We start from the raw sequence: 13,536 nt of genomic DNA, 5'->3' as shown, positions 1-13,536 counted from the left end.
ATCCACGCCTTCAACCGCTGGCCGCCGGGGTCGGCGCCCGACCTCGGGCGGCGCGCGCGCGCCGCCGGGCGGGCGGTGGTGCTCTCGCCGATCCTGCTGGACCACAGGCTGCGCGACCGTTGGGAGGAGCGCCTGCCGCGCCTCTTCGCGGAAGCCGGGCCGGAAGGTCCTGGCGAGGCCGCGCTCGCCGCCTTCCGCGCCGAGCTCGTCGAGGCGCGCGCCAGCGAGGAGCCGGCCGCCGAGCCCGCGCCCGGCTTCCACGCCGCAGTGCGCGAGATGTGCGCGCTGGCCGACCGGCTGGTGCTGCTCGGCGAGGGGGAGCGCGCCCGGCTGGCACGGATCGGCGCCGAGGCGGCGCATGGCCGCGTGGTGCTGAACCCGGTGGACGCAGCGCTCTATGCCGAAGCCGATCCGGCGCTGTTCGAGCAGGCGACGGGGATGCGCGACTTCGTGCTCTGCGTCGCACGCTTCGAGCCGCGCAAGAACCAGCTGATGCTGCTGCACGCGCTGCGCGGCACCGGGCTGCCCGTGGTGCTGATCGGCCATGGCGACAACCGCGCCTATCGAGACCTGCTGGAACGGCATCGCGGGCCGGATGTGCATATCCTCGACCGGCTGGAGCCGAATTCGCCGCTACTCGCCTCGGCCTGTTCGGCGGCGCGGGTCGCGGTGCTGCCGAGCTGGTCGGAAGGCGCGCCGCTGGTCGCGCTGGAAGCCGGCGCGGCGGGCGCGGCGCTGGTGCTGACCGACGAATCCGGCGCGCGCGAGCACCTGGCCGCGATCTCGCGCGGCTGCGATCCGGGCGATCCGGCCTCGATCCGCACGGCCGTGCTGGACGCCTGGGAGACGCGGCGCAGCGCGGAGCAGGTGGCGGCGCAGAAGGCCTTCATCGCCGAGACCTTCTCCTGGGACCGCCACCGCGCGGCCACCGAGGCGGTGTACGCCGAAGCCATCGCCGCCGCCCGCGCGCGCGGCGCGGCACCGCCGCTGCCCCTGCCCTCGCCGCCGACGGCACGTGACTGGTGCGGCGTGCCGATCGTGATGGACCTCACCACCAGCGCCAACCACAAGGGCCGCTGGACCGGCATCGCGCGCGTGGAGGCGGCGCTGGCGCTGGCGCTGGCAGCCGATGCGCAGGCCGAGATCCGCTTCGTCGCCTGGAACAGCACCTCCCGCACCTTCGTGGACATCCCCGCCGCGGCGCTGCGCGAGGGCACGCTGAAAGCGGCGCTGGCGCGGCACGACGAAACGCCCCTGCCCGCCGACGCCCTGCCGGCGGGCGCGCATCTGCTGGTGGCGGGCAGCGCCTGGATGCAGAATGCGCTCTACGCGGAAAGCGTGGTCGCCTTCGCGCGTGCGCACCGCCTGCGACTGACTCCGCTGATCCACGATGTCATCCCGACGAAATTCCCGTTCTGGTTCGACGAGGGCTATGCGCCGGTCTTCGAGCACAACCTCACCCTGATGCTCGACGGCGCGGAGGCGCTGATCGCCGTCTCCGAGGCGACGCAGCGCGATGTCGAGGCCTTTGCCGCGCGCATCGCCAACCTGCCCATCCCGCCCGTCGCGATGCTGCGCGAAGGGGACGAGATCGGCCGATTGGGCGCGACCGAGGACAGCGCCCTGCCCCGCATCGCCGGCGACTTCGCCGACAGGCCCTTCGTGCTTGCGGTCGGCGCCATCCACCACCGCAAGAACCAGCGGCTGCTGCACGATGTCTGGCTGAAGCTCGTCGAGCGGATAGGCGCGCGCTGCCCGCACCTGGTCGTCGTCGGCGGGGTGGCGTGGAACGGCGGCGACGTGGCGCGCGCGCTGGCCGGCGATGCGCGGCTGGACGGGCGCGTGCACATCCTGGCCGATGTGGATGACGAGGCGCTGGGCTGGCTCTACGCCAATTGCCTGTTCAGCGTGTACCCCTCGCTCTACGAGGGCTGGGGCCTGCCGGTGGCGGAGAGCCTGCGGCATGGCAAGCCGTGCCTCGCCGCCGATGTCGCCTCGATCCCGGAGATCGCGCCGGGGCTGGTGGAGCTGCTCGACCCGCTCGACACCATGGCCTGGGTGACGAAGGTGCAGTTCTACGCCACCAGCCGCGCCGCACGCGAGGCGGCGGCGGCGCGCATCGCGGAGGAGTACGTCGCGGTCTCCTGGGCGCAGTCGGCGGACCGGCTGATCTCGCTGCTGGAGGATGCCGCCACGCGGGGCAGGCCACCGCGGCCGTACACCCCGGGCGCGGTGGTGGAGCTGGCCGACCGCATCGCCGCAGCACGCTTCCGCGGCGCTGGCTGGCACGCGGTGGAGGAATGGGGCTGCTGGGCGGCGGCGACCCGCGCCGAGCTGTACTTCGAGCCGAGCCTGCCGATCGGCGAGGACGCCGTCTTTATCGCCGAGGCGCGCGCGCTCTCCCGCCCCGGCGCATCCTTCGAGGCGCGCATCCTGGCCGAGGGCGTGCCGGTGGCGCACTGGCGGCTGCGCGGCGGCGCACCGATGGTGCTGCACGCCATCATCCCCGCGGCCATCGCGGCGCGCACCCCGCGCCTGTCCATCACCATCGAGACCGAAGCGCTGGTCGCGGTGCGCGAGGTTTCGAACCCGAAGGATCCGCGCGAGGTCGGGCTGGGTCTTTCGCGCCTGGCGTTGGCGCCGGTTTCCTCGGTGCGGGATGCGGCGCGGCATCTCGGCGCGACCGGCGAGGCGCCGCAGCGCCTCACGCTCGGCCGCTGCCACAAGCTGCTCGCAGAGGCGCAGGGCATCTTGCAGGGTGGCTGGGTGGCGCGGGGCGGCTGGGGGATGGTCTGCGCCGGGGCGCGCCCGCTGCTGGAATTCACCCTGCCGGAGCGACCCGGGCGCGATATCGATCTGCTGCTGTGGCTGCGCCCGGTCGCGAGCCCCGATGCGCCCATGCGGCTGCGGGCGCTGGTCGAGGGCGAGGAGCTCGCCGACTGGACCTTCGAATCCGACGCGCCGGTGAGCGTCACGCTGTCGCTCCCGGCAGCGCTGCGCGGGCGTGCCGATCCGATCGCGCTGGAACTGATACCCGAGGTGGTGCGGGCGCCGAAGTCGCTCGGCCTGGGCGCGGCGGAGGAGGCGTTCGGCTTCGGCCTGGTCGCCATCGAGCCGCGCGAGGCCGGCACCCCTGCCCGGCCGCCGCGCCTGCAGCTGGAGCCGGGCGGCATGCTGCGTTTCGATGCCGCGCACGCCGCCGGGCCGCTCGGCGCTGACTGGCACGCGCCGGAACCGGACGGCACCTGGAGCTTCGGCGCCGCCGGGCTGCTGCCATTGCGGCTCGGCCCTGCGGCGCAGGGCGGCCTGCTGCTGGTCGCCGAGGTGGAGCCCTTCCGCGCGCCGCCGGGCGCCGAGGCCACCTGGCTGGAAGCCTCGGCCGGCGGCCGGGTGCTGGCGCGGCAGGCCTTGGCGCCCGGCGCGCGGCACTCCGTGGAGATCCCGCTGCCCGAAGGTGCCGGCGGGCCGGACGGCGCGCTCGACCTGCGGCTGGCGGTGGAGGCCGCGCCCTCCCCCTTTGCCGTCGGGGCGGGCCCCGATGAGCGGCCGCTCGGGCTGCGGCTGATAAGGCTGGAAGCCGCCGCGCCGCCCGTTTCCGTGCTGGAACGCCGCTATGACTTCACCGCCGCGGGCGACATCGCCGATCTGGAACTGCGCGGCTGGTTCGACGCAGAGCCGGAGGGGCGCTGGTCGCAGGCCGAAGGTGCGGAGATCCGGCTGCGCCGGCCGCGCGGCGTGGGGGAGCGGCTGCGGCTGGAATTCTCGGGCCGCGTCTACGGCACCGGCTTCGGCGGGCCGGCGCGGGTGGATGTCAGCCTCGATGGCGCGCTTGCCGCCTTCCTGGTGTTCGAGACCGACGCGCCCGGGCGGCAGGAGGTGGTGCTCGACTGCGCCGATTGCGGCGCCGAGGTCGTGCTCTCGCTGCGCCGGCCCGCGGCCGTCTCGCCGGCCGAGGCGGGTGAAGGGGAGGATGCGCGCAAGCTCGGCTTAATGCTTCGCGCGCTAGGCGTGGTATGGGAATGAAACGGCCCCCGCGGCGAAGCTGCCGGGGTCAGCTGGAGGGGGATTTCAGATGCGCGTGGCGATGATCGGGTCCGGCTATGTCGGTCTGGTCTCCGGGGCCTGCTTCGCCGATTTCGGCCATGAGGTGGTCTGCGTGGACGTCAACGCCACCCGGATCGAGGACCTGAAGGCCGGCCGGATCCCGATCTACGAGCCGGGTCTGGACCGCCTGGTGGCGGACAACGCGATGGCCGGCCGACTTTCCTTCACCACCGACCTGGCGGCGGCGGTGGCCTCGGCGCAGGCGGTGTTCATCGCCGTCGGCACGCCGTCGCGCCGCGGCGACGGCCATGCGGACCTCAGCTTCGTCAGCGCCGCCGCGCGGGAGATCGCGGCGGCAATGCGCAGCTACACGGTGGTGGTGACCAAATCCACCGTGCCCGTCGGCACCGGCGACATGGTGGAGCGCATCATCCGCGAGGCGCGGCCGGAGGCGAAGTTCTCCGTGGTGTCGAATCCGGAATTCCTGCGCGAAGGTGCTGCGATCGAGGATTTCAAGCGCCCCGACCGCGTGGTGGTCGGCGCCAATGACGAGCAGGCCAAGGCGGTGATGGCGGAGCTCTACCGCCCGCTCTCGCTCAACGCCGCGCCGATCCTGTTCACCGACCGGCGGACGGCGGAGCTGACCAAGTATGCGGCCAACGCCTTCCTCGCCACCAAGATCACCTTCATCAACGAGATCGCCGACCTCTGCGAGGAGGTGGGGGCCGATGTGCAGCTGGTCGCGCGGGGCATCGGCATGGACAAGCGCATCGGCGCGAAGTTCCTCAACGCCGGGCCTGGCTATGGCGGAAGCTGCTTCCCGAAGGACACGCTGGCGCTGATCCGCAGCGCGCAGGATCACGGCGTCAACCTCCGCGTGGTGGAGAGCGTCGTCGCGGTGAACGATGCGCGCAAGACGGCGATGGCGCGCAAGGTGGTGAAGGCCTGCGGCGGCAGCGTGCAGGGCAGGACGATCGCGGTGCTCGGCCTGACCTTCAAGCCGAACACCGACGACATGCGCGACGCGCCCTCGATCAACATCATCGACGCGCTGCAGCGCGCCGGGGCGACGGTTCGCGCGCATGACCCGGTGGGGATGGACCAGGCGCGAACGGTGCTGCAGGGCGTGGAGTATGCGCGCGATGCCTATGACTGCGCGCATGGCGCCGATGCGCTGGTGCTGATCACCGAGTGGGACGCCTATCGCGCGCTGGACCTGGCGCGGCTGCGCCAGAGCATGAAGGCGCCGGTGGTGGTGGACCTGCGCAACGTCTATCGCGCCGAGGAGATGGAGCGGCACGGCTTCGACTACATGCGAATCGGCGCGCGGCCGCGCCGTCGGGAAATGGCGGCGGAGGCAGGCGACTGACGCCGGGCCCTCGCGGCGCGGCTGCCGCGGCGCCGGCGGTCCCGGTCCACGTCATCAGCCTGGCCCGTGCCGCCGGGCGGCGGGACGGCATCACGGCGCATCTGCGCCGCCTCGGCGTCGGCTTCCAGTTGCTGGACGCGATCGACGGCGCGCTGATCCCGCCGGAGGAGCGGCGTGCGATGCAGCCGGCAGGCCGCGACATGCCGCCGGGCATGCTCGGCTGCTATCTCTCCCACATCGCGGTCTACCGCCTGATGCAGGATGCGGCGGCGCCGGTGGCGCTGGTGCTGGAGGACGATGCCCGGCTCGATCCGCGCTTCGTGCCGACGCTGCGCGAGGGCCTGCGGAGTCTCGACTTCGACTACTGCCTGCTGGATTGCCACCCCGCCAATCCGCAAGGCCACGTCTACTACGACCGCGCCGACGGCGTGAACATCGGCCCCGGCCTCACCGCCTACGCGACCCATGCGCCGCCGACCGGCAGCCATGCCTACCTGATCACGCGCGAGGCGGCTGCGCAGCGGGCGCTTCATGCCTTCCCGATTCGCCGCGTGCTCGACGTGTACAGCGAACTTCCCTATCGCCCGCGCTTCCGTGTCCTGGTGTCGCCGCCCGGCGCCGGGGTGAGCCGGGACAGCCATCACTCACTCACCGAGGAGCGCGACCACCGGACGGGCGGCGCGATGGCGCTGCTGCGCGCGGTGCCCGGCTACTATCCGCTGCGCAACCTGCTGGACCCCAGGCTGTGGCGGCTGCAACGGGAGGTGCCGCGGCTGGTGCGCCGCGGCGTGCTGCCGCCGCATGGCGATTGGCGGCCGCTGCCGCCCGGCCGCCGCATACGCGGCTGAACCGGGCCGCATCCCGCCCCGGCGGCGGCTAGGCCGCCACCAGCCCGTCGTCGTTCGCCGGCACGCGGATGGCGGTGAGCGCAGCCTGGGTGCGGTTGGCGACGCCGAGCTTCCGCATGATCTGGCGCACATGCACCTTGATGGTCGACTCCCGCAGCCCGAGTGTCCGGGCGATGCGCTTGTTCGACTGGCCCTCCTGCAGCAGCCGCAACACCTCGTATTGCCGCGAGGTGAGGCCGCCGCCGCCAGCCTGCGGCAAGGCGCAGACGGAGGTGAAGCCGCGCTCCGGCACCGGCTCCGGGGCGGACGCCTCGCCGAGCAGCGCCTTCGGCGGAAAGAAATGCCCACCGGCGGCGATGAAACGCAGCGCGTGCAGCATCAATACCGGATCGATCCGGGTCGAGATGACGCCCCGCGCGCCGCCCTCGAGCGCCATGACCACCTCCGCCGCGCTCTCATGATCCGAAAGCACGGCAGTCGGTATGGTCGGCGCCGATTCGCGGAAGCCGGCCAGCAGCGTCATCGCCTCCGGGATCGAGCCGGAGCCGATCAGGACGACGTGGGCCCCCCCCACGATCCGGGCGGCATCCTCGACGCTCGCGGCCTGGGCGACGTCGAGCGCGAAGCCCGCTTCCGCACCCAGTGACCCCAGGAATTGGTGCAGGGCGGCCCGGCGCAGCGCATGCTCATCCATGAGGAGGATGCGAAAGCGCTCCGCCTCTCTGCCAAGCCTTGAGCTCACGATTCGATCCCTCCACTCGTTCTGGGCGCCGGCAGCCTTGTTCCGGGCCCCGGCGAATCCCAGGAAGGCACGTACGTGCCGCGCCATGGCACCCGCTGCGAAAAGGCAGCGCGGCATGCCAGGGAAGTCGGTGCTCTCGAACGCCATACTGCCCGCGCCCTTGCGCCGTCAGCTGCAAGCATCGCAGGAACAAGTGTGCCATGTCCTGGCGCAACAGCTCCACACAAGTGAGTGGTTCGGAAACTGTAAAAAAAGCTGTGTCCTTCCAGCTTTTGTGGGCAATCCCGCCCTACCTCCTAGCCAGTCAAGGTTGAAACGACGCCGCTGGCCTGCCGCGTCGCGGCCGCGCAACGGAAGCGCGACCGCCATGGCGTGGCGCTTCCGCCGCGTTCCCGTCGGGCTACCACTTCCTGCGGAGGTGCCCCTCCGGTTGGGCGATACCCCCTTCGCGCCTGCATCGCGACGTTGTGCCGCACTATTGTTGTTGCGCCTGACGCGATCCGGATTTGCCTCCCCGCCGAGCGCGGGACGGTCCCGCCAGGCGGGCGCGGGCGCCAGGGTGACCTGCATCCCCGCACGATGAACGAGGGGACGCGGTGGACAAGCCAGCAACAGGTGACGTTCCGTCCCGCCCGACGGTGTTGGTGATGGACCCGCTGGTCCTGCGCCGCGCCGCGCTGCTCAGCTTCCTCGCCGAGTGGGCGACGGAGAACGGCGTCGCGCTGCTCGCGGCCACACCGGATGCGGCCCCCGAGCCGGACCTGCGCTGCGCGCTCGTGGTGCTCAATCTCGGCGGGCTTTCGGCGCGGGATCCTCAGGCAACCGGCTGGCTGGCCGAGCTCGCCCAGCTCATGCCCGGCGCGCCGGTCGCGGTCCTGTCCGACGTGGATGCGACCGAGGAGGTGGTCGCCGCCCTGCGCGGCGGCGCGCGCGGTTTCCTGCCGACCTCCACCGAACCGGAGATCGCCCTGCACGCCCTCACCTTCATCATGCGCGGAGGGTCCTACTTTCCGCCCGGCGCCATGCTGAACCGCGGGCCGAACGCGGGCTCGCGCGGCGGCCATGGCGGCGGGCTGCAGCTGGCGCGGGACATGGCGACGCGGCATCGCCCGGCAGGCGTCAGCGAGAAGGAAGAGGCGATCCTCTGGCATCTGCGCGATGGCCTGTCCAACAAGGAAATCGGACGCCTGCTGGGTATGCCGGAATCGACCGTGAAGGTGCATGTGCGCCGCCTGCTGCGCAGGTTCGGCGTGGCGAACCGGACACAAGCTGCGCTTGCCGTGCGGGAGGCGCCCTGCGGCGCGCCGGAACACCTCCCGCTGCGTGAGCCGGCCAAGCCTGGGCTAGCCTTCCGGCTTGAGGTGGTGCCCCAGCAGGACAGCCGGCGGGTCGCTCCGCCCGGTGATGACCGGCCGGCCAAGAGCGTCGCCTGACCCCGTCCGCGACGGGCTTGAGGATGGCCGTCGCGCGCTTCCCTGAATGAACCGGATGGCGGGGCCCGGGGACGATCATGGTCTCCGGCAGAGCGCAGCCGGACGCAGTGCATCCGACGAGCCTCGCATCGTTTCCCCTTCCGCTTCCTGTCCGGGCTTGAAGCGGCGGTGCCGACGGTCATCGCGGTTGACCGTCGGCACGATGCGCTCGGCGGCGGTTCGATCAGGCCAGCAGGAAATCGCCCGCGACGAAGGCGATCGGCTGCGTGCTCGCATGCAGCGCGACGATCGCCATGTCCACTGTCAGGTCGCCATTCGCGTCCACCTCGATCACGGTCGCCGTCGCGGCGACGCGCTGGTAGCGCAGCTGCGCCGTGCCGTCGTTCGCGAAGGCATCGGTGCCGATGAACTCGAAGCCCGCCCCCAGCGGCCTGAGGTCGATCCTGTCGAACTGTGCCTGCGAGAAATCGGCGATGAGGTCCGGCGCGGCTTGCGGGCTGTGGCTCGTGGCCGAGAACTGGAACAGGTCGCTGCCGGCGCCACCCACCAGCGTGTCGCGGCCGGCCGCACCGTTCAGCAGGTCGTTTCCGGCAAGGCCCTGCAGGACGTTGTTCGCGCCGTTACCGACGAGGATGTCGCCCTGGGCGGCGAGGTTCGAACCGACCAGATTCTCGATCCCGATCAAGACGTCACCGGTGGCATCGCCACCGCTGAAGAAGCCGGCCGAGAGATCGACGATGACGCGCGCGGCCGAGGAGACGTAGGCCGCCTCGTCGATGCCGTCGCCGCCCACCAGCAGGTCACCGCCCGCACCGCCGATCAGGCTGTCATTGCCGGCGCCGCCGTCCAGCGTGTCGTTGCCGGCAAGGCCCTGCAGCAGATTGTTCCCGCCATCGCCGATCAGCAGGTCGCTCGCCGCGAACGAGCCCACGACGTTCTCGATGCCCCCCAGGGTGTCGCCGGCGGCCTCGCCGCCGCTGCCGAGGCCCGTGGCCAGGTTCACCGAAACGGCGGCGACGGATGAGGAGTAGTTCGCATCGTCGATCCCATCGCCGCCTAGGAGGGAATCCGCCCCGTCTCCGCCGACCAGAATGTCATTCCCGGCGCCGCCGAGCAGCGTGTCGGCTCCCGCAAAGCCGATCAGCGTGTCGTTGCCCGCCCCGCCATCCAGCAGGTTGTCCACCGCCGCCGCGGCAGCGCTGGTGGCGCCGAGGATAGAATCGTTGAAGGCCGAGCCGATCACGTTCTCCACGCCGATCACCGCGTCGCCATCGGCATGGCTGCCGGTACCCGTTGCGACCTGCGCGCCGAGCACGACGAGAACCCCATCGGTGGGGTTGGGCGGCGCGGATGGCCGGCGCGGCGAGGCCGAGTAATCCACCGTGTCGATCCCGTCGCCGCCGTCCAGCGTGTCCGGGCCCGCGCCGCCGATCAGGATGTCGTTGCCGCCGAGGCCGGCCAGCAGGTTGGCCGCGTTGTCGCCGGTCAGCGTGTCGTCGCCGGTGAGCGAACCAAAGACATTCTCGAAGGCAGCGATTGTATCCGTATCACCACCCGTCACCAGGCCGGTCACGAGGTTGACGTCCACGCCTGCCGCCGTCCCGGCATATTCGACCCGGTCGATGCCATCGCCGCCATTCAGCGTGTCGGCGCCCGCGCCGCCGATGACGATGTCATTGCCCGCCCGGCCCAGCAGGATGTTGTCGCCGCCGGTGCCGACCAGCGTGTCATTGTGGTCGGAGCCGATCGCGCCTTCGATGTTGCTGAGAAGGTCGCCTGCCGCATGGCCGCCGACGCCGGGAAGGGTCGAGGCGAGCTGGACGTTCACGCCCGCATCCGAATCGAAGTAGTTGACGATGTCGAACCCGCCGCCGCCATTGATGGTGTCCGCGCCTGCCCCGCCCGAGAGCAGGTCGTCGCCGTCGCCGCCGGCCAGAAAGTCGATGCCCTCGCCGCCCTCCAGCGTGTCGGCGCCCGCGCCCCCGTCCATGGAATCGGCACCGGAGCCGCCGGTCAGCAGGTTGTCGCCGAAGGAGCCGTCCAGCGTGTCGTCGCCCGCGCCGCCATGCAGCGTGTCGCCGCTGCTGTCGCCGCCGGCGTCCAGACGGTCATTGCCGTCGCCGCCGTAAAGGATGTCGGTGCCCCAGCTGCCGCGCAGGAAGTCGTCGCCGCCGCGGCCGAAGATCGTGTCGTCGCCGCGGCCGCCATCCAGGGTGTCGTCGTCACCGACATCATCGCTGGCCACTATCTGGTCCGGCCCGAACAGCGTGTCCTCGGGGTCCCGGTCATCGCCGTCGCCGTCGATCAGGTCATTGCCATCGCCGCCATCCATGGTGTCCCGGCCCAGGCCGCCATAGAGCCTGTCGCTGGAACCGCCGCCGGTCACCCGGTCATTGCCGTCCCCGCCGAACAGCACATCCGGCGTGCCGTCGCGCCGCGTGATCGAGGTGGTGATGGTGTCGTTTCCGGCCAGGCCGTAGATGACCTGCTCCCCCGTGGCGGGATTGCTGTAGCGATCGTTCCCGTTAGTAAGCCGCTTGAAAATGGGCGTACCGGACATGGCAGTTTGCTCCCCGCCTCGTTGTGGTCGGCGGCATGGCACCGCCGCCGCGGTCACCCAGGAGCCTATCGGCCGGCGATGCCGGAAGATGGAGCGCATTCGGCGGGTCCGCCTTCGGGACGCTGCCGCAGGAACCAAGTGGCGGAACCGGGTGGTACGAAAGGCGTAGCTGCATCCTTCGGGGGGTCCGCGACCCTTGCGGCGCCGCAGCCTGAGGATGCACACGGCACGCAAAAAGCAAGGCCCTGGACGAGCCAGGGCCTTGCCTCAGGAGATCCCGGCAAGAACCGGGACAGCTCCCAAGCTCAGATCAGCACCAGTAGTCGATCGCCGCCGCCGAGAACGAGCTCGCTTCGGAGTACCCGATCGTGGTGTAGGCGTCGGTGTAGGCCTCGGCCATCGTGAAGTAGCCCCAGCCGTCGGCATCGGCGACGGCATCCGCGCCGGCATCCGCCGTCCAGCCGTCGAGGTCGACGTTCGAATAGACGTCGACATTGATGTCCTTGTAGACGTCGACGTCGACGTCGAAGTTGATCTCGGTATAGTCGGTCATCTCTCGTCTCCTGGCCTTGCGTGTCCGGGACTGGTCGTCCTCGGCCGGCGCGTCGCCGGCGTCAGAACGGTACGGGCCGCAGAGCCGCGCGGCAAAGGAGCAAGGGGTGGAGACACCAACGGATGAGAGCCGGGCGATGCGAACGGCGGCGGGTGTCCGGTCGGGCGAGGCTACGCCCTTTGCCGCTTGCAGAAGCGCCACCACACGCGCGACGACCCGAAGGTAGTAGAGCAACGGTGCGGGAACGCACACACACACGACGCACACATCAAGAAGGCCGCCCGTCGCCGGGCGGCCCGCTGTCTTGCTAGTGGAATGCGCGGAAGGCGGAAGGCGATCAGCCCACGATAACGTTCGCATAGGCGCTGATCTCGGCATAGCCGACCAGCGCGGTCGCATCGGTGTAGGCCTCGGCGTGGGTTGCAGCGCCGGCCGCATCGGAGTCGGACGCGGCAACCGCGCTGCTGCCGTGGATGTCCAGCTCGGCGAGCTGGTCGGGCGAGGCCGCGCTCTCGGAGTAGACTTCCCGAACCTTCGGCCCGCCGCGGAAATCGATAGGCAGATCGATGGCCAGCAGGCGCGTGGTGGAGCTTGACAGTGCGGCGCCATCGCTCTCGCCCGAACTAGTGCGTGTCCAGGTGAAGAGGAGGTCCGCTCCATCCGCGGCGCCGAACGTGCCGGCATCGGCATAGGCGCCGTCGCCCGTCGCCCCCGAGCAGGCCGTGGCGTTGCCCTTCGCGATGGCGACCTTGCCGTTGTCCTTCACGGTGAGATCCACTGATCCGCTCGTCGCCGTGCCGTCGCCGATGGCCACGGCCTCGGCACCCATCTCGACGGAGAGGGCACCGCTGTCGGTGGTGATCTTCGGCGCCAACCAAGCCTTGATCTTCGCTGCAACCCTGCTCATTACCTACTCCCTCCGGGTATGCGGTCGTCGAGGCGCTCCAACCAGCCTAGCGCGGGCGGCAGCGCCAAGGCCGGGCGCAAAGCGTGTTCATGCGCCTGCGCCCGCGCGGCCGCCTTTCGGGGGGTGTACGCCGGAAGGGGAACACCCGATCGCGTGGCTACGCCGGTCGGTTGATCCGGGGAACCGGAACCGCCGCGCCACCCGACTGCCTGGAACAGCCGCCGGGCTGCCATGTGACGATGGCGGCGTCTCGGCGCGGGGCGGCGAGCCGGGTGCGGTCGGGAATCTCCCGGCGCGAGGTGGCCGCGCAGCGCCACCGCCGGCCCATGCGGCGGAGGAGGGCTGCCGAGGCATTCGGTTGCATCACAAGAGTTTGGACAACCAGCAGTGGTATTTCGCGCGAATCATCCTTATGTTTACCTTTGACATGCCGCCCTCACCGAGCCGCCGCTATTGGCTAGTCACCCTGATCTGCCTGCTGGCGGCCGGGCTCTGCGCCGGCGTCGCCGTGCAGGCCGACCGGGAGCTACCGCCGGTCGTCATCCCCTACGATCCGCTGCCGCGCTGGTAACCCGCGAAATTTCCGAAACATCCTTTCGCGCCTGGCGCCATCCTGCCGAAACCCGAGGCCTTCATCCTGGCGGGACCCGAAGGACGGAGCCCGCCATGACCGCCGAACAGACCACGCTCGTCGAAGCGAGCTTCCGCCATGTGGCGCCGATCGCCGAGCCGGCCGCGGTGATCTTCTACCGGCGCCTGTTCACCCTCGACCCCGGCCTGCGCCCGATGTTCGCGCATGCCGACATGGCGGCGCAGGGCCGCAAGTTGATGGCCGCGATCGGCTTCGTGGTCGGCAATCTCCGCCGGCCGGAGGCACTGCTGCCCGCCGTCGCCGAACTCGGCCGTCGCCATGCCGGCTACGGGGTGCAGCCGGGCCATTATGCGACCGTCGGCGCCGCCCTGCTCGACACGCTGGAGGAAGGGCTAGACCATTATTGGCCTGACTGTGCATAGCCGCAGTGTCGCAGGTAGTCGGTGCATTCTTCGGGGCTGAAGCGGTCAAGGAGGTTGCCGATGGCG

At 71.1% G+C, this 13,536-nt stretch carries 10 protein-coding genes; 6 read left to right on the top strand and 4 right to left on the bottom strand.

Going from position 1 to position 13,536, the window contains the following annotated elements:
• The 3 genes from ACESM1_RS29480 to ACESM1_RS29470 form a co-directional block, all read left to right on the top strand.
• The coding region (locus ACESM1_RS29480) for a glycosyltransferase (RefSeq protein ID WP_372624820.1) at nt 1–4,023 on the top strand (4,023 nt) is incomplete at its 5' end.
• 49 nt (nt 4,024–4,072) lie between these two features.
• Nucleotides 4,073–5,413: a UDP-glucose dehydrogenase family protein gene (locus ACESM1_RS29475; RefSeq protein WP_372624818.1), complete on the top strand. Its 1,341-nt coding sequence runs from the start codon at nt 4,073–4,075 to the stop codon at nt 5,411–5,413.
• Nucleotides 5,410–6,261: a glycosyltransferase family 25 protein gene (locus ACESM1_RS29470; protein WP_372624822.1), complete on the top strand. Its 852-nt coding sequence runs from the start codon at nt 5,410–5,412 to the stop codon at nt 6,259–6,261. Before ACESM1_RS29475 ends, ACESM1_RS29470 begins: the two co-directional genes overlap by 4 nt.
• A gap of 28 nt (nt 6,262–6,289) precedes the next feature.
• Here ACESM1_RS29470 and ACESM1_RS29465 read toward each other — a convergent pair whose 3' ends face one another.
• Complete coding sequence (locus ACESM1_RS29465; protein ID WP_372624816.1) at nt 6,290–7,003, bottom strand: LuxR C-terminal-related transcriptional regulator; 714 nt, start codon at nt 7,001–7,003, stop codon at nt 6,290–6,292.
• 647 nt (nt 7,004–7,650) lie between these two features.
• Between ACESM1_RS29465 and ACESM1_RS29460 the strand changes: the two genes are divergently transcribed.
• The gene (locus ACESM1_RS29460; protein WP_372624813.1) at nt 7,651–8,436 is read left to right on the top strand and encodes a LuxR C-terminal-related transcriptional regulator; all 786 of its coding nucleotides are present in this window, start codon (nt 7,651–7,653) and stop codon (nt 8,434–8,436) included.
• 223 nt (nt 8,437–8,659) lie between these two features.
• Here the strand turns inward: ACESM1_RS29460 and ACESM1_RS29455 are convergent, their stop codons facing one another.
• From ACESM1_RS29455 to ACESM1_RS29445, 3 genes are all read right to left on the bottom strand, one after another.
• The gene (locus tag ACESM1_RS29455; RefSeq protein WP_372624811.1) at nt 8,660–10,996 is read right to left on the bottom strand and encodes a hypothetical protein; all 2,337 of its coding nucleotides are present in this window, start codon (nt 10,994–10,996) and stop codon (nt 8,660–8,662) included.
• 310 nt (nt 10,997–11,306) lie between these two features.
• Nucleotides 11,307–11,783 carry a hypothetical protein gene (locus ACESM1_RS29450; protein WP_372624809.1) on the bottom strand — a complete coding sequence of 159 codons (477 nt, stop codon included), beginning with the start codon at nt 11,781–11,783 and terminating at the stop codon, nt 11,307–11,309.
• A 103-nt stretch (nt 11,784–11,886) separates the two neighbouring features.
• Nucleotides 11,887–12,423 carry a hypothetical protein gene (locus ACESM1_RS29445; protein ID WP_372624807.1) on the bottom strand — a complete coding sequence of 179 codons (537 nt, stop codon included), beginning with the start codon at nt 12,421–12,423 and terminating at the stop codon, nt 11,887–11,889.
• Between the two features lie 460 nt (nt 12,424–12,883).
• Here ACESM1_RS29445 and ACESM1_RS29440 point away from each other — a divergent pair, with 460 nt between their 5' ends.
• Nucleotides 12,884–13,027, top strand: coding sequence for a hypothetical protein (locus tag ACESM1_RS29440; RefSeq protein WP_372624805.1), 144 nt, complete (start codon nt 12,884–12,886; stop codon nt 13,025–13,027).
• A 95-nt stretch (nt 13,028–13,122) separates the two neighbouring features.
• Complete coding sequence (locus tag ACESM1_RS29435; protein WP_372624803.1) at nt 13,123–13,470, top strand: globin domain-containing protein; 348 nt, start codon at nt 13,123–13,125, stop codon at nt 13,468–13,470.
• The last annotated feature ends 66 nt before the right edge of the window (nt 13,471–13,536 follow it).

The sequence above is a fragment of the Falsiroseomonas sp. genome, from assembly GCF_041690465.1.
GTDB lineage: Bacteria > Pseudomonadota > Alphaproteobacteria > Acetobacterales > Acetobacteraceae > Falsiroseomonas.
Note: the sequence above shows the minus strand (reverse complement) of the source record. Positions and strands in the feature narration are given on the sequence as shown.